Origin of the sequence: Enterocloster aldenensis, from assembly GCF_003434055.1 — a bacterium.
Lineage (GTDB): Bacteria > Bacillota > Clostridia > Lachnospirales > Lachnospiraceae > Enterocloster > Enterocloster aldenensis.
The window spans coordinates 178,309-199,855 of sequence record NZ_QVEX01000006.1; the positions used below are offsets into that span (position 1 = coordinate 178,309).

Below are 21,547 nucleotides of genomic sequence, written 5' to 3' on the forward strand. Positions count from 1 at the left end.
CAGCTGTAAAACGCACAAAAAGGGCTGTGCCCACACAGCCCCTGTGCCATCATTAATTTAATGCGTTCTTAATCTGCTCTACTGCGTCGCCAACACTCACAATCTGTTCTGCAGCTTCATTTGGAATCTCAATGTCAAACTCCTCTTCAATTCCCATGATGATCTGGAAAATGTCCAGTGAGTCCGCACCCAGGTCATCTACGAACGTAGCTGCCATTGTCACTTCCTCCGGTTCAATGTTCAACACTTCTGCGATAATACCCTGTAATTTCTCAAATTCCATCTCTTAGCTCCTCTTTCTTAAATCTTGTTTTTTACATTCGTCCTTCGGACTTATTCCGCACGGTCCCCACATAAGGATTCCCGGATTTTTTGGTTGATCCCCTGCTCCTTAAATGTCACGCACTGAATAATGGAATTGCGCACCTCTGTGCGCTTTGAGTTGCCATGGGTCTTGACCACCAGGCCGTTCAGACCCAGAAGCGGCGCCCCTCCATACTGGCTGGCGTCAAAGGCCTTAAGGGTCTCCTTGAGGGCGGGCTTGACAAGCAGCGCCCCAATCTTACTTCTTAAGGTGGACATCATCCCTCCCTTGACCATGCTGATCAAAGTGGCGCCGACCCCCTCGTAGAGCTTCAGGATCACATTGCCCACAAATGCTTCACAGACAATGACATCCGCCGCGCCATGGGGAATCTCCCTGGCTTCAATGCTGCCGATGAAATTGATGCCCGGACATTCCTTTAACAGCGGGAATGTCTCCTTCACCAGCGCATTGCCCTTTTCTTCCTCCGCACCGATATTGACGATTGCGACCCGGGGATTCCGGATTCCCATCACATGTTCCATATAGATGGAACCCATCTGCGCAAACTGCACCAGATGGGATGGCCTGGCATCCACATTGGCTCCGCAGTCAATCAAAAGTGATACGCCTTTTTCTGTTGGGATCAGGGGCGCCAGCGGCGGTCGTTCCACCCCTTTGATGCGTCCCACGATCACCTGTCCGCCCACCAGGATGGCTCCTGAACTTCCGGCGGAAACAAAGGCATCAGCCTCCCCCTTTTTTACAAGGTTCATACCTACCACTATAGAAGAGTCCTTTTTCTTCCTGATTGCGTTAACCGGCGGTTCATCCGTGGCAATTACCTCGGCGGCGTTTACCACCTGGATCTGTTCCTTATTGTAGGTGAATTTGCTTAATTCAGCAGTCACTGTCTGCTCCTGACCCACAAGAAGCACCTGTATCCCTGGTTTTGCGTTCACGGCGTCTACGGCACCGGCCACCATTTCGCCGGGCGCATAATCCCCGCCCATGGCATCTACGGCTACTTTAATCATAATGACTCTCCTTTCGGTCCTGCATACAACTTATAATATACTAGATATCATTCTATAAATCAATATGTTTTTTATCCGGTTTTCCGAAAAGAAGGGGGGTGTTAAAACCAGCCCGGACACACGCTCTAGGACCTCCACGCCACCAGGTCATCCATGGATTTTCTCGGCCTTGGCCCGGGCGCCTCATCCGCGTATCCCAGCGCCATGGCTGCTGTCAGGGTTCCCTGGACGCCCAGCCATTGGTTCAGTTCCCGATATGCAAAAAAGATGTCGCATATCCACAGGCTGCCTAACCCCAGTCCTTCTGCCGCCAGCGTCATGTTCTCCACGGCAGCGCCGATTGACTGTGCATTGCAGATTTCATAAATGCGCTGTTCCGGTGTGGCCGGTGAATCAAGGTCCAGGCCAAGGGGATTGATGATGAACAGGTTCACCGGCGCCTGTTCCATGATATGCAGGGTATGCTCAGCGCCGCTTATGTGCTGCCTGCTTTCAGGAAGCAGGGCATCCCTTCCCTCTTTTTCCCTTGCAAGGCCGCGGCCCATGGCCTCCAGCATTTCTTTTTTAGCCTCCCCTGAAACCACGATGAACTTCCAGGGCTGACGGTTCTTTGATGAAGGCGCAAGGCTTCCGGCATAAAGGATTTCCTCTATGGCTTCCCTTGGAACCGGAGTGTCTTTATATTTCCTTATACTGCGCCTGTTTAAAATGGATGGTATCAAGTGTCTGCCTCCTCTATCCCATGTCTGTGCTGTCTATTCCTGTTCCCCATTATATACGCATCCGCGGCTCCTGTCCACAAAGAATGGACGGGCCGGACCTCCCCGGCCTTTCCGGGATTTTTAAAAATCCCCAAATATATACAGTAAAATGCCAATCCGTGTTATACTACATCCAGGAGGTATACCCATGGAAAGGACTTATTCAACATCAGAAATTGCCGGCATCATCGGAATCCATCCCAATACAGTGCGCCTGTATGAGCAGCTCTGTCTGATAACGGCGCCGGAGAGGAAACCGAATGGATACAGGATATTTACAAATCTGCACTTAGACCAGTTTACCAATGCCAGGCTGGCATTTCAGGTGGAAATCCTCCAGAATGGACTGCGCCGCCTGGCGGTTGATATTGTCAAGGCCACTGCTGCTTGTGATTTTGACAAGGCAATCCATTTATCCGAAACCTACTGCCGGCAGATTGAAACCGAGACAGGACATGCGGAGGAAGCCATTGAAATCGTGAAGGACATGCTGGCCGGAAGGAATGAGGGGAACGGGACGCTCTGTCTGGGCAGAAGCCAAACAGCCGCCTATCTTGGAATTACCATTGATACCCTGCGCAATTGGGAACTGAACGGACTTTTAAGGACGAAACGGCATAAAAACGGATACCGCTTCTATACGGAAACAGATATCAGACGGCTGAAGATCATCCGCTCCCTGCGCTGCGCCAACTACTCCCTTACCGCCATCTTAAGAATGCTGACCGCCCTCTCCCATGACCCGGATACGGATATCCGGTCAGCTATTGACGCAGCCGACGAATCGGTCATCACTGCCTGTGACAACCTGCTTTCCTCCCTTTCCCTTGCAGGGAAGAACGCAGACAGGATCCTCCGCAACCTGCGCAGCATGAAAGAAAAATACGGTTCAAACCCTCCACTTTAACACCAGACTTTGTTCTGGTGTTATTCTTTGATAGAAAAATCAAGGAGGTTATGTCATGAAAACAGACACTGATTCAACCAACAGGAATCCGGCCTGCACGGATCCGGACCATATGGGTCCAGCCATCCATGTGGAAAAGCTCACCAAATCCTATCACGGGACAACGGCCCTTCACGGCCTGTCCCTGGATGTAATGCGGGGGGAGGCCTTTGGGCTTCTGGGGGCCAACGGGGCAGGAAAAAGCACAGCCATCGAGTGTATCCTAGGAACAAGAAAACCTGACAGCGGCACCGTGTCCGTCCTTCAGATGGACCCGGTCATGAACCGGAAGGAGCTGTACCAAAGGGTCGGCGTCCAGTTCCAGGAATCCAGTTATCCTGACCATATCAGGGTATGGGAACTGTGTGAGGAAACAATGTCGCTCTACAGACGCCCGCTTCCCTATGGGAATCTGCTGGACCGGTTCGGCCTGAAGGAGAAATCCGGGAGCATGATAAAAGATTTGTCCGGCGGGCAGAAACAGCGCCTGTTCGTCGTCCTGGCCCTCATGATGGATCCGGAAGTGGTTTTCCTGGATGAACTCACAACCGGGCTGGATGTAAAGGCAAGGCGTGATGTCTGGAAACATCTGCTGGAATTAAAACAGGCCGGCACAACCATTTTCCTGACCTCCCACTTCATGGATGAGGTGGAGGTGCTGTGCGACCGCATTGCCATCCTGTCACATGGCCGTGTCATCTTTAAGGGCACGGTAAAGGAAGCAATTGAAGCAAGTCCCTGCAGTACCATGGAGGACGCCTATATCTGGTTTACAAAGGAGGAAGAAAATGAAGACATTCAGAACCATGCTTAAAACCGAAATAAAGCTTTCTGTCCGCGGTATGGACATGGTCATCTTCGGGCTGTGCCTGCCCGTGGCCATGGTTGTGATCCTTGGGGCGGTATCCGGAAACAGGCCAGCCTTTGAGGGCGCATCCTATACCTTTTTTGAGCAGTCCTTTGGCGCGCTGTCCACCATTGCCATTTGCGCAGGCGGCGTAATGGGGCTTCCCCTTCTGATTTCCGATTACAGGCAGAAGAAGATACTGAAACGTTTCCAGGTGACTCCGGTGAGCCCGGCCCTGATCCTGGCAGTCCATGTGGCCATCTATGCCATCTATGCCCTGGGCTCCCTGGTCCTGGTCTATGGGACGTCGGCCGTATTCTTCGGTTTCCGGATGCAGGGTTCTGCCGCGGCTTTCATCCTCAGCTATCTGCTGGTCATGCTGTCCATGTTCAGCATCGGCCTGGCAGCAGGCGGACTTGCGCCGGATACCAAGACAGCCGGAATCATTGCCAGTATACTTTATTTTCCCATGCTTATATTTTCCGGCGCAACGCTGCCCTATGAAATCATGCCCGTCCCCATGCAGAAGGCTGCCGGCCTGATGCCTCTTACCCAGGGAATCAAACTGCTAAAGGCAGCCGCCCTGGGACAGCCGACGGACCAGGTATGGTTACCTGTCCTGATCCTGGGGGCGGTCTTCATCCTATGCTGCGGCATTGCGCTGCGGTTCTTCCGGTGGGAGTAGGGCAGGACCCGTCCTCACCCTCCCATGAAATCCATAAGGCTTAACTGCTCCCCCTCCCGCTTATCCTCAAATTCATGGATGTAGGAAAACAGCTGGCTGATATCCGTATTCAGCCCGCTGTTCCTGCATGCGTCTTTAAACAGCTTCATCAGCTCCTTCCTGCGGGGGCTGCCCACCTCATAGGCCTTTCCATAGGTATCCATATACTTTTTCTTAAGCCCGGGAAAATGTGCGTCCAGCTGCTGATAAAAATACTGCCTGTCGCCGTCCCGCAGGGTCACGCCTATGTCAAAGGCAATGATCCCATAGGACTTTGCCCGGGCGGCATGATCCACAATGCCCAGGATGTTCTCCTCCGTATCATTGATGAACGGGAGGATGGGGCACATCCATACGATTGTGGGGATGCCAGCATCCCTCAGTATCTCAAGCACCTCTCCCCTGCGCCTGGTGGTGCATACATGGGGTTCTATGATTCTGCACAGGTCCTCGTCACAGGTGGTCAGGGTCATCTGGACCACACACTTTGTCTTTTCATGAATCCTCTTAAGCAGGTCCAGGTCCCGGAGGATTAAATCTGATTTTGTGATCAGTGAAACGCCGTATCCGTACCGTTCAATCAGTTCCAGGCATTTTCTTGTAAGACCCAGCTCCTGCTCAATGGGCATATACGGGTCGCACATGGACCCGGTGCCGATTATGCAGCGGCTGCGCCTGCGCTTTAAAGCCAGTTCCAGAAGCTCCGGGGCATTGGCCTTTACCTCAATGTCCTCAAAGTCATGGTCCATGCCATAACATGTGCTTCTGGAATCACAGTAAATGCAGCCGTGGGTACATCCGCGGTACAGGTTCATCCCATTTTTAGCTGATAAGATAGATTTTACATTCACCTTGTGCACGGCAATCCTCCTGGTTTTCCAATCCATTCATTTCCATGGTGTTTCCATTGTACACGTTATGGCCCCGGACTTCAATACCGTTTCGGATCCCAACACGCAGAAAGGCGCTGCCCCCGCCGGACCGACCTGTCCAGCCTCCATGGCAGCGCCTTATCTGTATTTCTTCTGTCAGGTTTACTGAATGGATATTACCTTGTAATCCTGGTCTTCAACGGTTTTCTTCAGTACCGAATCATCCACCGGCGCGCTCAGTGTGACCACTGCGCTTCCTGATTCATGGCTGACAGCGGCGGATGTCACTTCGGGAAGTTCCTCCAGGCATTTCTTAACCCTGGCCTCACAGTGGCCGCACATCATACCCTCAATTTTCATTGTCTTTTCCATCTTTTTTCCTTCCTTTCTCTTTGCTTTGATTTTTTTATCCCTTTTAGCGTCATACATCTTAAAAAGATTAAGCCGGAGCGCATTGGTTACCACGCAGAAGCTGGATAAACTCATGGCAGCTGCTCCGAACATGGGATTCAGTTTCCATCCAAAAACAGGATACCACAGTCCTGCTGCCAGGGGAATACCCACGGCGTTGTAAAAGAACGCCCAGAACAGGTTCTCATGTATGTTCCTCAAGGTGGCCCGGCTTAAGCGGATGGCTGCCGGGACATCGCTAAGGCGGCTCTTCATAAGGACCACATCTGCCGCATCAATTGCAATGTCAGTCCCCGCGCCAATGGCAATGCCGATATCAGCCCTGGTAAGCGCAGGCGCATCGTTGATACCGTCCCCCACCATGGCTACCTTTCCCTTTTGCTTCAGGCTGCGGATCACGCTTTCCTTTCCATCCGGGAACACGCCTGCAATCACTTCATCCACACCGGCCTGCTTTCCCACTGCCCCGGCCGTCCTCTCATTGTCGCCCGTAAGCATGACCACATGGATGCCCATGTCCTTAAGTTCCCTTACCGCCTGTGGGCTGTCTTCCTTTATAGTATCGGCAACTGCAATGATTCCAATCATCTGGCTGTCCATACTGAAAAACAGCGGTGTCTTCCCCTCTTCTGCCAGCTGTTCGGACTGGGCTTTCATCTCAGGCGTTACCGGCGCATGGCTGCTGATGAAGTTGAAATTGCCGCCGCACAGCAGGACGTTGTCCATGACAGCGGATAATCCATTGCCTGGCAGCGCTTTAAAATCAGATATTTCCCCGGCAATCAGCTTCTCCTCCTCTGCCTTGGCAAAGATTGCCCTTGCAAGAGGATGTTCGCTCCTTTTTTCCAGGGCAAATGCAAGTTCCAGAAGCCGTGTTCCTGAAATGCCCCGGGCCGGTATGATGTCGGTTACCCTTGGCTCGCCATTGGTGATAGTACCTGTCTTATCCAGGGCCACGATTTCCACCTTGCCTGTTTCCTCCAGGGAAACAGCTGTCTTAAACATGACGCCGTGTTTGGCGCCCATTCCATTGCCCACCATGATTGCCACCGGCGTGGCAAGGCCCAGGGCACAGGGGCAGCTGATGACCAGTACGGAAATCCCGCGCGCCAGGGCAAATCCAATGCCCTGTCCTGCAATCAGCCATCCGATGATAGTGACAGCCGATATGGCAATCACTGCCGGCACAAACACGCCAGATACTTTATCCGCAACCTTGGCAATGGGTGCCTTGGTGGCCGCCGCATCGCTGACCATCTGGATGATCTGGGACAGCGTGGTGTCTTCGCCCACCCTTAAGGCCTGGCACTTAATAAAACCCGACTGGTTAAGGGTTGCCGCCGACACATGGTCCCCTTCCCCTTTGTCTGCCGGTATGCTCTCTCCGGTAAGGGCTGATTCATCCACCGCACTGCTGCCTTCCAGCACAATACCGTCCACGGGTATATTCTCACCAGGGCGTACCACAAAAACATCGCCTTTTTTAACCTGGTCAATGGAAACCACGGTCTCCGCCCCATCCTTTAATATGACTGCTGTCTTTGGCGCCAGTTTCATCAGGCTTTTTAATGCGTCCGTGGTCTTTCCCTTGGAACGCGCCTCCAGCATCTTGCCAACCGTGATCAGGGTCAGGATCATTGCCGCGGATTCAAAATAAAACTCATGCATATAACCCATGACCCCTGTCATGTCCCCGCGCACCTGGGCGCCGGTCATGGCAAACAGGGCGTATACGCTGTAGACCAGGGATGCTCCCGATCCCAGGGCTACCAGCGTATCCATGTTGGGCGCCCTGTGGATCAGGCCCTTGAAGCCGCTGATGAAAAACTTCTGGTTGATTACCATGACAATGGCTGTCAGGATTAGCTGCAGCAATCCCATGGCCACATGATTGTCAGCGAAAAATGCCGGGACAGGCCAATCCCACATCATATGCCCCATGGAAAAATACATCAATATAATCAGAAATCCCAGTGATGCATACAATCTTTGTTTTAAAACAGGTGTTTCCCTGTCCTTTAGCATATCGCCCGGATCATTGGCCGCCACGTTCCCGGCCGCCGTGCTCTTGGACGCCTCTCCTTTAGCAGCAGCCCCGTATCCTGCATCCGCAACCGCCTTTACAATGTCCTGAGGGGACGCGGTCCCTTCCACTCCCATGGAGTTTGTCAGCAGGCTGACGGAACAGGATGTGACCCCCGGCACCTTGGATACCGCCTTTTCCACACGGGCGCTGCAGGCTGCGCAGCTCATGCCTGTTACTGTATATTGTTCCATATGTCTCTTCTCCTTCCTCTCTGACCGGATGACGCTGGCCGGCCGGATTCCCATATCAGCGCATAAGTTTCTGGATGGTGGCTACCAGTTCGTCAATGGTCCCATCCTTTCCGGCGCGGATATCATCCACCACACAGGTACGCATGTGATTGGCCAGCAGTACTTTGCTGAAACTGTTCAGCGCAGCATTGGCCGCAGCAACCTGGACAAGGATATCCGTGCAATAGGCATCCTTTTCCACCATGTTTTTAATTCCGCGGATCTGTCCTTCAATACGGTTCAGACGGTTCAACAGATTTTTATATTCTTCTTGGGAACGCTCTTTTGTCTTATGACTGCAGCATTGCTCCTTTTCCATGTTTATCCTCCTTGTATACCCATGCTGGGTATATTTGATGGTTTTATTATATACCCCATCCGGGTATAATGCAAGCATTTTTATTCTGTTTCAATCAATTTTTAACATTCCGGCAAATAAAATACACCTGCAAGCAGCCCTCCTCCATGATACCGTCCTAACATTCATAGGATGGAAACGGCTTCTTATAGGTGTATCCCGGATTACAAAAATAGACGGCCCCCTGGGTATCCCCAAAAGGCCGCGTATTTAATCACTTTTCACAAATTTCAGCTTGCTTAGGATTAATCTTCAACACTGACGATTTCTCTCTTGTTATAAGAACCACAAGCCTTGCAAACTCTGTGAGGCATCATCAGGGCACCGCACTTGCTGCACTTCACAAGGTTTGGAGCGCTCATCTTCCAGTTTGCCCTGCGGCTGTCTCTTCTTGCTTTAGAAGATTTATTCTTTGGACAGATAGACATGGTTTACACCTCCTTCAACTGTTTAAAAATATCCTGGATAACTGACATTCTTGGATCCGGCATGCTGTCTTTACAGTCACCTTCTCCAGAGCCCGGATTTGTACCATATCTATTAGAAATCCCCTGACAGTCTTCACTGCAGAGAACCTTCATAGGCAGGTTCAAGGTTAACTCATTACCAACCAGCTGGTCGACATCCAGATTATAACCATTAATATAGAACTGCTCATCTAAATCAGCTGCCCTATCCTCATCCGTCTGCTTCATGTCCACTTTCTGGTCAATCTCCAGATGGAATGGAACCTTTACCGGTTCAAGGCATCGGCTGCACGGCATCTCAAGGCACACATCAGCCTCACCTTTCACGGTCAGCACCTTATCCCCCTGATTGGTAATCACCAGATTGACAGGATGCTTTTCCACAATCCCATAAACACCATCCGGTGCATGAAACTGTGTCATCTCCAATTCCAGGTCATATGTTTTAGACTTTCCCTCAACGGGAAACAGTTCCGATAAATTAATCAGCATATCATACTCCTTGATATGCACCTATGCTATTATACATAGGCACAAGGGGTTTGTCAATAAAAAGTTTCCAAATTTACGCAAATTTACTGAACCAGTTCCAGGGTCTCTCTTGCAATTGCCAGCTCTTCGTTGGTTGGGATCAGCATTACCTTTACCTTGGAATCAGCAGCTGAAATCATCCTCTCCTGTCCGCGCACATTGTTTGCCTCGTCGTCAATCTTAACGCCCATGTAAGCCAGGTTAGAGCAGATTGCTTTTCTTCCGGTCTTGTCGTTCTCACCAACGCCTGCTGTAAATGCAATGGCGTCCACGCCGTTCATGGCAGCCGCATATGCGCCGATGTACTTGGTCACACGGTAAATGAACGCATCCAGTGCAACCTCAGCCAGATGGTTTCCGTCAGCCTTGGCATTCTCGATGTCGCGGAAATCGCTGGAGATTCCGTTGGTCATGCCGTATACGCCGGACTTCTTATTTAAGATATCCAGCATCTCGTTGATGTCAATACCTTCCTTGTTCATGATGAACTGAAGGACCGCCGGATCCACATCACCGCTTCTGGTGCCCATGATCAAGCCTTCAAGAGGTGTCAGGCCCATGCTGGTGTCCACGCACTTGCCGCCGATGGAAGCAGATACGCTGGCGCCGTTGCCCAGGTGGCAGACAATGACTTTTGCTGTTTCAGGATCCAGGCCGCCGAATTTGATTGCCTCGCCGGACACAAACTTGTGGCTGGTTCCGTGGAAGCCATAACGCCTGATTCCGTACTTCTCAAAATACTTGTGGGGAATTGCATACATATAAGCCTTCTCGGGCATGGACATGCCAAAGGCAGTATCAAACACAGCAACGTTAGGTGTTCCGGGCATAGCTGCCTCGCATGCCTCGATACCCATCAGGTTGGCCGGGTTGTGCAGGGGGCCCAGGTCAAAGCATTCACGGATGACACGCTTCACATCATCATTGACAACAATGGAATCGCTGTAAACAGTGCCGCCGTGGAGCACACGGTGTCCAATGGCGGAAATCTCGCTTGTATCCTTGATTACGCCATGTTCTGCATCCAGAAGGGCTTCCATGACCATCTGGATTGCCGTCTTGTGGGTAGGCATGGGTTTCTCAATGACGAACTTGTCCTTTCCGGCCGGCTGATGTGTCAGCTTGGAGCCGTCAATCCCAATCCTCTCGCAGAGGCCCTTTGCCACTACGCTTTCATTTTCCATATCAATCAACTGATACTTTAAGGAAGAGCTGCCGCAGTTAATAACTAAAATCTTCATGTTTATATTTTCTCCTTAATCTTATTAATTATTCTGGCACTGTACAGCGGTAATGGCTACAACACCTACAATATCATCTGCAGAGCATCCTCTGGACAGATCGTTCACAGGCTTTGCAATACCCTGGCACATGGGGCCGTAGGCCTCTGCCTTGCCAAGTCTCTGCACCAGCTTATAACCGATGTTGCCTGCATCCAGGTCCGGGAATACCAGGACATTGGCATGTCCTGCCACCTTGCTGTCCGGAGCCTTGGACTGGCCGATTTCAGGAACAATGGCAGCATCCAGCTGAAGTTCGCCGTCCAGTTCCAGCTCAGGAGCCATCTCCTTTGCCAGTCTGGTTGCCTCAACCACCTTGTCCACATCTGCGTGGCTTGCGCTGCCCTTGGAGGAATGGGAAAGCATTGCAACCTTGGCATCCTTTCCTGTAAGCAGCTTAAAGCTCTCGGCAGAAGATACCGCAATGGCAGCCAGCTCTTCCGGATTCGGGTTCTGGTTCAGGCCGCAGTCAGCAAATACAAAGGTTCCGTTATCCCCGAACTGGCAGTCAGGCACTTCCATAAGGAAGAATGCAGATACCAGCTTGGTGCCCGGCTTGGTCTTAATCACCTGCAGGCAGGGACGGAGTGTGTTGGCAGTGGAATGGCATGCGCCGGATACCATGCCGTCAGCATCGCCCTTCTTGATCATCAGGCAGCCGTAGTATGCATAATCATTCAGGATGGTTTCCCTGGCCTTTTCTTCGGTCATTCCTTTGGCTTTCCTCAGTTCCACGAATAAATCGATATATTCCTGGGTCTTTTCATATGTCCTTGGATTGATGATGGTTGCACCGGACACATCCAGTCCGCTGCTGTGCTCACCGATATCCTCCGGTGTTCCGATAATGACCAGGTTTGCCAGATCCTCTTTTAAAATTTTTTCAGCAGCAACCCATGTCCTGCGGTCCATAGACTCAGGAAGCACGATGGTTTTCTTATCTGCCCTTGCTTTTTCTTTAATAACATCAATAAATCCCATGGTATACCCCTTTCCTTATTGTAAATAATGCATATAGGCTTATTATATACGTTGTGAATGGGGGAAACAAGTTGTATTTCGCAAATTCTTGCATTTTTTTAAGTACCCTGCATACGTATTTTTTATGGATTATCTATATTATATCCAAATAAAAGGAGATGACACCTGCCATCTCCTTTTAGGATACCGTTCTCCTATCATCTTTACTGCCCATCAGATTTTCTCGTACCGGTCCACATCAATTACAAAGATTGTGGCGCCGCCCACCTCCACATTCATGGGCATGGTTGCATAATTCACCATGGTGGTGCCGGAAATATACGGCATATTCACCGTAAGCTTCTGGTGCTGCCCGCATTCCTGCTTAATGATGTCAATTACTTCCTGTACCTTATCATCCTCCGCACCAATCATCAGTGTGGTATTGCCCTTTTTCAGGAATCCGCCGGTGGTGGACAGCCTGGTTACGCTGTAGTGCTGTTGGGTTAACTGGCTTATTACATCATCTTCGTTGTCATTCCTCACGATTGCATATACTAATTTCATAAGCTGAACCTCCTTAATTGAATGTCTATTAGGTCCAGTATATCATATTTTTCATAAAATTGGTGTTAATATTTTATGAATTAGCCGCCGGCTTTGTTCCCAGGGTTATCTGTACGTCATGCTCCACATAAGCGCCGTTGGCCAGGGACTGGACGGTCAGGGTAACGGTGGATCCGCCCTCATAATACGTAAGCATCTGTTTTAATTCTTCCATGTTTGTGACAGACTGCCCGTCAAACTTGGTAATGATATCCTTTTCCTTTAAATCAGAGGATGCCGCTGCCCCGCCTTCCACAATCTTATAAACGTAGATGCCCACCGGCATGCCAAACTCCTGGGCCGCGGATGCGTCAATGTTGGTTCCCTGGATTCCCAGATATCCCTGTGCGCCTTCAGATACAGCCACACGGGTCTTCTTGGTCATCAGGCTGTTGAGGATATCCTGCGCCTTGGAAATGGGGATTGCAAAGCCCATGCCCTCAACCTCAGTGGATGCTGTCTTGGCCGCATTGATGCCGATTACATTGCCGTTTAAGTCAATCAAGGCGCCGCCGCTGTTGCCTGGGTTGATGGCTGCATCGGTCTGGATGAAGGTCCTGGTGATTCCGCTGCCGTCCGTGATTTCCCTGTCAAGTGCGCTGACATAACCAACGGTTACGGACTGTCCATATCCAAGTGCATTGCCGATTGCCACAACCTGCTGCCCTACCTTTATGTTGTCGGAGTCCCCCAGGGACGCCACCTTAATCTTGCTCATGGTATCGGATGGGATATCCTTTAACTGTACTGCAATAATTGCCAGGTCAGAGGCTGAATCCGTACCCTTGACAGCAGCGCTTACATCGTTGTTGTCCACAAATGTAACCTTTAAGTCCTGTGCCCCGTCAACCACATGATTGTTGGTGGCAATCAGAAGTTCCGTATCGCTCTGGTTGATGATGATGCCTGAACCGCTGCTCTGGGCCTGGTAGGTCTGGGGCATTCCGAAGAAGTCCCGCTGCTGTACGGTCATGGTATCGTTGATGGCCACAATGGACGGCATCACTGTTTCCACGATTCCTGACACATCGGTTACTGCTGTCACCGTGGTCGCCCCCTGTCCTCCGTTCTGTGTGGTCACGGCGGGCGCCACCTGCTGGATCTGGGGCTGTGGCTGGGCCTGGGCGCCTGCGCTTCCATACATGCCTGTCATCCTGGCTCCCAGATAACCCACCCCTGTCATCACCCCGCCGGATACGGCTCCGAACAGGACTGCCGCTGCCGTGATTCCGGCTGCCCGTTTCATCCACAGGCCTTTCTTTGGCCCGCCATGCCTGCCGTTGCCGCTGTTCCCGGGCTGCTGTGAATACATATCATATCCCTGCCCGCGGTTCCCTTCATGGGACGGATTGTATCCGTTGTTCCTGTTCCCCTGGGTCTCATTCATATTGGGGGTGGTCCAGTTAACGGTTGTCTCCGGTATGTTCCTCTCTGCGCTGCTATTTCCATTTAAATTCCTGTTTTCATTCTCGTACATAAAAAAGTCTCCTTTCATACAATTCTCTATGTTTTGGATATTTAATTTATTTCCTCTTGACACTTATAAATATATCCAGGATTTATGGTGGAATTGTGAAGCGATTGTGGAGAAATTGTGTTCGAAATATTATAGATTTATAAACTGGACATGAATGGATCCGGACCGGACGGATCCGGGCTGGACGGATTGACTGATTCCCGATATAATGGACATGATAATTGGCAATGGGAAAGAACGAGGTGTTTCATGAAACTGACCGGAATCATAGCAGAATATAATCCGTTTCACAGCGGACATGAATTTCATATAAAAAAAGCAAAGGAACTGACAGGCTCTGACTGCTGCGTGGTGGTCATGAGCGGCGACTTTGTCCAGCGAGGGGAGCCTGCGGTATACAGCAAATACATCCGGACCCGCATGGCCCTGTGCTGCGGCGCGGACCTGGTGGTGGAACTTCCTTCTGCCTTTGCCGTCAGCAGCGCTGAGGACTTTGCTGCCTGCGGCGTGTCCCTTCTGACCTCCCTTGGCGCTGTGGATACCATCTGCTTTGGCAGTGAGGACGGTCAGGTCCAGCCGCTTCTGACAGCCGCCTCCCTGCTGGCTGAGGAAAGCCCGGAATTCTCCGGTCTCCTGAACCAGGGGCTGAAGCAGGGCTTAAGCTGGCCCCAGGCCAGAAACCACGCCCTAATCCGGATGGCAGGGACAGTGCCGGACTTTCCGCTGCAGCCTGAAAGCCTTGACCGTCTTCTGGGATCCCCCAACAACCTGCTTGGAATCGAATACTGCAAGGCCATCATACGCAGCAGCAGCCACCTTAAACCCGTAACCGTCAAGCGCATGGGACAGGGCTACCATGACAGTGTGCTGGACCAGGGCCAGGCTTCTGCTTCCGCCCTGAGGCGGCTGATGACAGAAAATATCCGGACACCGGACCAGCTGCCGGACCCGGCCTCCTCCCTGTCCTCCCATGTCCCCCGGTCCATCCTGCCCATGTACGGCGCGGAACCGGCCGTGACAGCCAACGACCTGTCCGGTCTGCTGAACTACACACTGCTTACCATGGCCAGTCAGGATATTGATTTTGCCGGTTATGCGGATGTGTCAAAGGAAATGGCTTCCAGGTTGAGGACACGGCTTCTTGAATACGAAAACTGGGAAGGACGGATCCGGCAGCTTAAGACGCGTCAGTATACCTACACAAGGATCAGCCGCGCCCTGCTCCACATCCTTTTAGCCATGACCGACCAGGACGTGGCCCAATATAAAAGCGCAGGGTATGCGCCCTACGCCCGTATACTTGGCTTTAAAAAGGATAACGCTAAACTGCTTTCCATGATAAAGAAGCAATCCTCCATCCCGCTTATCACAAAGACAGCCGATGCCCCGCGCATCCTCACAGGAACCGCCCTCAGTATGTTAAATAAGGATATCCACGCCACCCATATCCGTCAAAGCATCCTGGCCCACACATATGGATACAGGTGCCGCAATGAATACACACAGCCCGTATGCATCCTTTAGTACTGACTTGCGGCCTGTCCCTTTATGTCTCATCGGTACAGAGTTCCGGCGCCAGCAGCCTCACGGCCGCAGGCGTTATGCCCAGGAACCCCAGCAGTTCTTTTAACTGTCCTTCATTTGCGGCCTTCCTGCCCTGGCGGATGCCCCGGATAAGGATATTCTTAGGCGTGTGCTCCATATCAATGAATTCCAGTATCTGGGTCCTGTATCCGCAGCGTTCCAGTACCTGGGCACGTATGGCATCCGTGTACAGGGCTGCCATCCTCTCTTTAATCAGGCCATACTGCAGCACCGGCTTTTGTATGTCGCAGCTTATCTGTTTTGCCAGCTCATGCTGGCAGCAGGGCACGGACAGGATTACCTTCGCGCCCCAGTCCACCGCCTTTTTCAGGGCAAAATCAGTGGCCGTATCACAGGCGTGCAGGGTCACCACCATATCCACATGGTCCACGCCCTCATAGGAGGCAATGTCCCCATGGTAAAAATCCAGCCCCTCATATCCGTACTGCATGGCAAGGCGGCTGCAGTGATTTATCACATCCTGTTTCAGATCCAGCCCAATGATACGCACCGGATATTCCTTCAGTACCTTAAGGTAATGGTACATGGGTAAGATAGGACTTGCCGCAGCCAAAGTCAATGATGGTTGTCTCCTCTTCCTGGTTCAGGTTTGGGAGGATGTCCTCAATGAACTCCAGGAAACGGTTAATCTGGCGGTATTTATCGTAACGGCTGTTCACAATCCTGCCTTCCTTTGTCATGACCCCCAGATCCACCAGGAACGGGACAGGACTGCCTTCCTTAAGGATATAGGACTTCTGGCGGTTATGGGACATAAGCCCGGATGCGGACTGTATACGGGCTGGCTGGTCCCCCGCTCCCCCGCTGTGGGCCTTTTGCTTTACCTTGACCGTGACCTTTCCCTTCCTGCTCACCAGAATCAGCCCGGTCCCGCGCCCAGACACGATTTCCGCCTGCCTGAAGCTTCCATCCAGCAGTTCCGTGATATAGGACACAGTCTCCTCTTTGGACATGTTCCGGTGAAATGCCTGTCTGCCCACCTGCTCTTCTGCCTGGAACACCAGGCTGCCTTTTATAAGCAGCGGACGGAGCCTGGACCTGGCAATCCGTTCCCTGTCCACCGGGTTGCTGAAAAGTATCCGCTCCAGGGCTTCATCCAGAAACAGGTCCAAGGCCTGCCCTAATTCCCTGCTTTCTTCCTGATCCATATATACACTCCTAACCTAACATCTGTTTTGCTGTTTCCGGCAGCTGTTCCATTGAATCAATGCTGCCCTCCGGCGCATCCGCACTGCCATAGCCATATGCGGCATGGACAAAGGGAACCCCTGCCAAGGCCGCCGCTTCCTGGTCCATGGACGTATCCCCCACATAAATACACCGGTCCAGATGGTTCCTCTGTACCACCATCCGTATATTGTCGCCCTTGGGCAGGCCTGTATTGCCAAAGCACTCCATATCCTTTATATATTCCCCAAGGCCGCTGGTTTTAAGAAGCACTTCAATGTATCCGCTCTGGCAGTTGCTTACAATGAACAGTTCATAGTTCCCGGCCAGCCGGATGACCGTCTCCTTTACCCCTGGATACAATACTCCGGGATGTGTCTCAAGATACCGGTTCTCGTACTCCATACACTCTTTCATGAACCTGGTCCGCTCCTCATGGGAAAAAGAGGGAAAGAAAGCCCGGCCCAGTTCATCCATGGTTTTTCCCATATTGTTGTTCATGTCCTCTACGGTTATCGAAACATCCAGTCCCGGATGCATGGATAAAACCCCATTCCAGGAATCCACCACCTGGGCCGACGCATCCCACAGCGTGCCATCCACATCAAATATAATACCCTTTTTCATACCTGCCCCTTTCTCATCCTCACAATATTAATTGACCGCATCCACCCATGCCCTTCTAAGAAGGTCCGGGTAGGGTTCCAAATGTGCGTAATCATTGAACCGTTCCAGTAAAAAACGGCCATTTTCCTCATCCCAGTCCAGCTGGGTGATGCTGCAGTTTTCCAGGCTGGTGCCCAATATCCTCCATCTGGCCATGGGAATGCCCAGGTAATGGGCTGTCATGGAACGGATGACGCCGCCATGGGTCACCACGGCAATCCTGTCATATCCGCTGCGGACCATTTCCATAAAAACAGGTTCTGCCCTGCGCACCACATCACAGGCACACTCGCCGCCCGGGTATGGCAGGTCCTCCTCCATCCGGCCCTGCTGATCCTTAAAATCCTTATAAACCACGGCAATTTCCTCGTCTGACATCCCTTCCATGTCCCCAAAGGAAATCTCTCCCAGTTCAGGCCGGATGAAATGCTCCACGTTCCAGTACAGATTAGCTGCCTGGGCTGTTTCCACTGCCCGCAGGAGACTGCTGGAATACACTGCCTGTATCTTTTCACGAAACAGGCGCTCTCCTAAGAGAGACGCCTGCCTGTATCCTTCTTCACTTAAGTCCACGTCCACATTGCAGAGTTTGCTGCACTGGCGTCCGTGGCGAATCAGATAAAGCTTCATCTGTCATCCTCCGGTTCAGACAGGCCGTAAGTCCTGTTGGGAAACGTTCACGTACCTTAGTTCTTAAAGCTGTGGATGGGCGCAGGAATCCTTCCGCCCCTTGTCACGAACTTCTCACAGGAAAATGTATTCACCGGGATGATGGGCGCATATCCCAAAAGTCCGCCAAACTCCGCTGAGTCACCCACCTTCTTGCCAATGACCGGAATCAGGCGCACAGCGGTTGTCTTCTGGTTAATCATTCCGATTGCAGCTTCATCCGCAATGATGCCCGCAATGGTGGTGGAAGGCGTATCCCCCGGAATGGCAATCATATCCAGTCCCACAGAGCAGACGCAGGTCATGGCTTCCAGCTTCTCGATGGTAAGCGCGCCAAGACTCACCGCATCAATCATCCCCTGGTCCTCACTGACCGGTATGAAGGCGCCGCTAAGTCCGCCCACATAGGAGGAAGCCATGACGCCGCCCTTCTTAACCTGGTCATTGAGCATGGCAAGGGCTGCCGTTGTTCCGGGCGCGCCTACACGCTCAAGGCCAATCTCTTCCAATATCTCGGCCACACTGTCCCCAACCGAAGGCGTGGGGGCCAGGGAAAGGTCGATGATGCCGAATGGGATTCCCATGCGTTTGGACGCTTCCTGGGCCACCAGCTGGCCCACGCGGGTAATCTTAAACGCGGTTTTCTTTATGGTTTCACAGAGCACCTCGAAGTTTGCCCCCCTTACCTTTTCCAGGGCTACCTTCACAACGCCCGGGCCGCTGACCCCTACGTTGATGATGGCATCTGCCTCCGTAACCCCGTGGAACGCGCCTGCCATGAACGGATTGTCGTCCGGTGCATTGCAGAACACCACCAGCTTTGCACAGCCCAGGGAATCATTGTCCTTGGTTGCCTCAGCTGTCTCCTTTACAATCCTTCCCATCAGCTCCACCGCATCCATGTTAAGTCCTGTCTTGGTGGAACCCACATTAATGGAACTGCAGATGCGCTCGGTCTGCGCCAGCGCCTGGGGGATGGAGAGGATCAGGTCCTTATCCGCAGCAGTCATCCCCTTGCTGACAAGGGCGGAATAACCGCCGATAAAATTCACGCCCACTTCCTTTGCAGCCTTGTCCAGCGTCTTTGCAATGGTCACGAAATCCTCCGGTGACTTGCAGGCAGCGCCGCCCACCAATGAGATGGGTGTTACGGAAATCCGTTTATTGACAATGGGAATCCCGAAGTCGCGTTCGATATCCCGGCCCGTGGCCACAAGGTTGCTGGCCAGGGATGTGATCTTGCGGTAAATCTTGTCACACAGGGCATCCAGATTGCTGTCCACACAGTCCAGAAGGCTGATACCCAGGGTGATGGTGCGCACATCCAGTTTTTCATGCTCAATCATATTATTGGTTTCATTTACTTCATATATATTAATCATGTCCGCTTATCCCTTTCTCACGTGGTGCCGTGTTAGATTCTGTGCATCTTGATGAAGATATCCTCGCGCTGGATCTTAACCCTTACGCCGATTTCATCTCCTGCCTGCTCCAGTTCTTCCGACACCTGTCCAAAGGACTTGGTCATGCTGCTGACATCCACAATCATCATCATGTTGAAATATCCCTGTACGATGGTCTGGGAAATATCCAGGATGTTAATCTGGTTCCCGGCCAGATATGTGCATACTTTTGCGATGATTCCTACCGTGTCTTTTCCTACTACAGTGATAATTGCCTTGCTCATTTTCATTCTCCTCACTTTTCCGCGGTTCTCCTTGTCGCGGACTTTCTTCATGCCATTATTTTCCCGGAAATACATGGGTGTAAATTTATCTTTCGTACATTGTAGCATATGTTCCCCGAATTGTCTGCATTGGTTTTGAGATTTTTTTGTATCAGAATAAGTACAGGACAGGAAAAAAGATACTGCAGAACTGGCTGCTGCCAATTCCGCAGTATCTTTTCCAGGATTCAGTCCGTATCGGATGCCTGTATCCTATTCCCATTTCATGGATGGATACCCTTCCATCCTTTGGATGCATCCCACTGCAGACAACATCGTTCTGCAGACAATATTCCTTTGCAGAAACCATTCCCTTGCAGACACCATCCCTCTGCTACAGATACACGACCTCACTCATACAGTCCCTGCCCGCTACCGATATGGAAAAATCAGAGGCCCCATAAGGGCAGTCGCCTTCGTCAATCTCAAGCCGTACGGTTTCATAGGCCAGTTCCTCATAGTTGTTCTCCTTGCTGAGATGGCCCAGGAAAACCTTCTTAAGCCGGTCATGGAGCACGCGGTTTAGAAGCCTGCCTGCATTTTCATTGGACAGGTGCCCGTGGTCGCCCAGGATCCTCCTCTTCAGGTAATATGGATAAGGACCGGTCTCCAGCATACGGACATCATGGTTGGATTCCAGCAAAAGCGCATCCAGGCCCTGCAGGTTATCAATTATGTACTGGTCAAAATGCCCCATATCCGTGGCAACCGCAACTGATTTGCCGCCGCATCTTACCCTGTATGCAACCGGGTTGGCGGCATCGTGGTCAATGCTGAAGGGTTTCACATGCAGGTCGCCCAGCATGAAGTCCACGTCAGGACAGATTGGCGTAAGCAGCTCCTTGTCAAACTCCCCAAGACTGCTTGAACATGCAATCTCAGCCAATGTCTCCCTGGTCCCGTAAACCGGGATATGGTATTTCCTGGATAATACGCCCAGCCCCTTAATATGGTCTGAGTGTTCATGGGTAATCAGGATACCGCTCATATCATTCCCGGTCAGCCCGATTTCATTAAGGCCCTGCTGGATCCGCTTATTACTGATTCCCGCGTCCACCAGGATATGTGTGTCATCGGAACCTATGTAAATACAGTTTCCGCTGCTTCCGCTTGCAATGCTTACCATTCTCATGTCTATACAGTCCTCTTCCTACTTAGGGTATGTTTGAAAATCGCTTTCCGTCAGATGTGCTGCATAAGCGCAGCAATCTGCTTCTTTGTCTCTTCCAGGCTTTTGTTATTATCAATGACCGCGTCGCAGAAGGACCGGAATACCTCATCGCTGACCTGGTTATCCATGATGCTGAGGGTCTTCTCCCTGGTATATCCGCGATTCGCCTTAAGCCGCTCCAAGCGGTTCTCCCTCGATGTATAAACATACCACATTTTGCTGCACTTGTCACGGAAATCTTTTGAAGGGATGGCGGCCTCTATGACCACCCGCCCTTCCCTGGCCTCCATGGCCTCCTTCATTGCAGCCTTCCATACAAGGGGATGGGTCAGCTCATCCACCCGTTTCCTTTTTACAGGGTCATGGAAAATAATATCGGCCATGACCGCGCGGTCCAGGCTTTTATCCTCCTTTACAACAGCAGGCCCCAGATAATCCACCACCGCATGGTAACTTTCCATTCCCGGCTCCATCAGCCGTCTGGCCACCTGGTCTGCCTGGATTACATGAAAACCATAATCCTTCTGAAGGATATCCAGGATCCTGCTTTTTCCGGAACCCACCCCGCCTGTTATTCCTAAAACGAATTTATTTCCAATTTTTTCCACGTTCTGCTGCCCCTCCTGCATCCGGCGCCCGGTGCGCA

22 protein-coding genes and 1 pseudogene are annotated in these 21,547 nt (G+C 51.6%); 4 read left to right on the top strand and 19 right to left on the bottom strand.

The window, feature by feature from the left end:
* Nucleotides 1–52: 52 nt before the first annotated feature.
* The 3 genes from acpP to DWX59_RS14310 all read right to left on the bottom strand — a co-directional run bounded on the left by acpP (nt 53) and on the right by DWX59_RS14310 (nt 2,060).
* Complete coding sequence (gene acpP / locus DWX59_RS14300) at nt 53–283, bottom strand: acyl carrier protein (RefSeq protein ID WP_008725969.1); 231 nt, start codon at nt 281–283, stop codon at nt 53–55.
* 50 nt (nt 284–333) lie between these two features.
* Nucleotides 334–1,341, bottom strand: coding sequence for a phosphate acyltransferase PlsX (gene plsX, locus DWX59_RS14305; RefSeq protein ID WP_117559896.1), 1,008 nt, complete (start codon nt 1,339–1,341; stop codon nt 334–336).
* Nucleotides 1,342–1,466: 125 nt separating this feature from the next.
* Nucleotides 1,467–2,060 (bottom strand): nitroreductase family protein, encoded by a 594-nt coding sequence (locus DWX59_RS14310; protein ID WP_117560057.1) that lies wholly within the window; start codon nt 2,058–2,060, stop codon nt 1,467–1,469.
* 190 nt (nt 2,061–2,250) lie between these two features.
* Here DWX59_RS14310 and DWX59_RS14315 point away from each other — a divergent pair, with 190 nt between their 5' ends.
* The 3 genes from DWX59_RS14315 (at nt 2,251) to DWX59_RS14325 (ending at nt 4,580) form a co-directional block, all read left to right on the top strand.
* Nucleotides 2,251–3,009, top strand: coding sequence for a MerR family transcriptional regulator (locus DWX59_RS14315; protein WP_117559897.1), 759 nt, complete (start codon nt 2,251–2,253; stop codon nt 3,007–3,009).
* Between the two features lie 112 nt (nt 3,010–3,121).
* A complete protein-coding gene (locus DWX59_RS14320; protein ID WP_117560058.1) occupies nt 3,122–3,862 on the top strand; it encodes an ABC transporter ATP-binding protein in 741 nt (246 codons plus the stop codon).
* Complete coding sequence (locus DWX59_RS14325; protein WP_117559898.1) at nt 3,837–4,580, top strand: ABC transporter permease; 744 nt, start codon at nt 3,837–3,839, stop codon at nt 4,578–4,580. Before DWX59_RS14320 ends, DWX59_RS14325 begins: the two co-directional genes overlap by 26 nt.
* A gap of 14 nt (nt 4,581–4,594) precedes the next feature.
* Here DWX59_RS14325 and DWX59_RS14330 read toward each other — a convergent pair whose 3' ends face one another.
* The 9 genes from DWX59_RS14330 to DWX59_RS14370 all read right to left on the bottom strand — a co-directional run bounded on the left by DWX59_RS14330 (nt 4,595) and on the right by DWX59_RS14370 (nt 13,897).
* Nucleotides 4,595–5,479 (bottom strand): SPL family radical SAM protein, encoded by an 885-nt coding sequence (locus DWX59_RS14330; protein WP_117559899.1) that lies wholly within the window; start codon nt 5,477–5,479, stop codon nt 4,595–4,597.
* A gap of 174 nt (nt 5,480–5,653) precedes the next feature.
* Nucleotides 5,654–8,179 carry a heavy metal translocating P-type ATPase gene (locus tag DWX59_RS14335; protein ID WP_117559900.1) on the bottom strand — a complete coding sequence of 842 codons (2,526 nt, stop codon included), beginning with the start codon at nt 8,177–8,179 and terminating at the stop codon, nt 5,654–5,656.
* A gap of 55 nt (nt 8,180–8,234) precedes the next feature.
* Nucleotides 8,235–8,537 (bottom strand): metal-sensing transcriptional repressor, encoded by a 303-nt coding sequence (locus tag DWX59_RS14340; RefSeq protein WP_117560059.1) that lies wholly within the window; start codon nt 8,535–8,537, stop codon nt 8,235–8,237.
* A 284-nt stretch (nt 8,538–8,821) separates the two neighbouring features.
* The gene (gene rpmF / locus DWX59_RS14345; protein WP_002564324.1) at nt 8,822–9,004 is read right to left on the bottom strand and encodes a 50S ribosomal protein L32; all 183 of its coding nucleotides are present in this window, start codon (nt 9,002–9,004) and stop codon (nt 8,822–8,824) included.
* Between the two features lie 3 nt (nt 9,005–9,007).
* Nucleotides 9,008–9,535 carry a YceD family protein gene (locus DWX59_RS14350; protein WP_117559901.1) on the bottom strand — a complete coding sequence of 176 codons (528 nt, stop codon included), beginning with the start codon at nt 9,533–9,535 and terminating at the stop codon, nt 9,008–9,010.
* Between the two features lie 83 nt (nt 9,536–9,618).
* Nucleotides 9,619–10,815: an acetate/propionate family kinase gene (locus DWX59_RS14355; protein ID WP_117559902.1), complete on the bottom strand. Its 1,197-nt coding sequence runs from the start codon at nt 10,813–10,815 to the stop codon at nt 9,619–9,621.
* 24 nt (nt 10,816–10,839) lie between these two features.
* The gene (gene pta / locus DWX59_RS14360; RefSeq protein ID WP_117559903.1) at nt 10,840–11,835 is read right to left on the bottom strand and encodes a phosphate acetyltransferase; all 996 of its coding nucleotides are present in this window, start codon (nt 11,833–11,835) and stop codon (nt 10,840–10,842) included.
* 213 nt (nt 11,836–12,048) lie between these two features.
* Nucleotides 12,049–12,381: a cyclic-di-AMP receptor gene (locus tag DWX59_RS14365; RefSeq protein WP_117559904.1), complete on the bottom strand. Its 333-nt coding sequence runs from the start codon at nt 12,379–12,381 to the stop codon at nt 12,049–12,051.
* 73 nt (nt 12,382–12,454) lie between these two features.
* Nucleotides 12,455–13,897, bottom strand: coding sequence for a S1C family serine protease (locus DWX59_RS14370; RefSeq protein WP_117559905.1), 1,443 nt, complete (start codon nt 13,895–13,897; stop codon nt 12,455–12,457).
* A 249-nt stretch (nt 13,898–14,146) separates the two neighbouring features.
* Here DWX59_RS14370 and DWX59_RS14375 point away from each other — a divergent pair, with 249 nt between their 5' ends.
* Complete coding sequence (locus tag DWX59_RS14375) at nt 14,147–15,421, top strand: nucleotidyltransferase (protein WP_117559906.1); 1,275 nt, start codon at nt 14,147–14,149, stop codon at nt 15,419–15,421.
* Nucleotides 15,422–15,443: 22 nt separating this feature from the next.
* On the opposite strand, the pseudogene DWX59_RS29630 reads toward DWX59_RS14375, so the two are convergent.
* From DWX59_RS29630 to coaE, 7 genes and pseudogenes are all read right to left on the bottom strand, one after another.
* A pseudogene (locus DWX59_RS29630) lies at nt 15,444–16,650 on the bottom strand (class I SAM-dependent methyltransferase).
* A 10-nt stretch (nt 16,651–16,660) separates the two neighbouring features.
* On the bottom strand, nt 16,661–17,296 hold the full coding sequence (locus tag DWX59_RS14385) for an HAD family hydrolase (RefSeq protein WP_117559907.1): 636 nt from the start codon (nt 17,294–17,296) through the stop codon (nt 16,661–16,663).
* Nucleotides 17,297–17,323: 27 nt separating this feature from the next.
* Entirely contained in the window at nt 17,324–17,965 is a 642-nt protein-coding gene (locus DWX59_RS14390) for a histidine phosphatase family protein (RefSeq protein ID WP_117559908.1), read from the bottom strand.
* 56 nt (nt 17,966–18,021) lie between these two features.
* The gene (locus tag DWX59_RS14395) at nt 18,022–19,386 is read right to left on the bottom strand and encodes a PFL family protein (RefSeq protein WP_117559909.1); all 1,365 of its coding nucleotides are present in this window, start codon (nt 19,384–19,386) and stop codon (nt 18,022–18,024) included.
* Nucleotides 19,387–19,418: 32 nt separating this feature from the next.
* Nucleotides 19,419–19,691, bottom strand: coding sequence for an ACT domain-containing protein (locus tag DWX59_RS14400; protein WP_117560060.1), 273 nt, complete (start codon nt 19,689–19,691; stop codon nt 19,419–19,421).
* 373 nt (nt 19,692–20,064) lie between these two features.
* Nucleotides 20,065–20,862: an MBL fold metallo-hydrolase gene (locus DWX59_RS14410; protein ID WP_117559911.1), complete on the bottom strand. Its 798-nt coding sequence runs from the start codon at nt 20,860–20,862 to the stop codon at nt 20,065–20,067.
* Nucleotides 20,863–20,912: 50 nt separating this feature from the next.
* Complete coding sequence (gene coaE, locus DWX59_RS14415) at nt 20,913–21,530, bottom strand: dephospho-CoA kinase (protein ID WP_117559912.1); 618 nt, start codon at nt 21,528–21,530, stop codon at nt 20,913–20,915.
* Between the last annotated feature and the right edge of the window lie 17 nt (nt 21,531–21,547).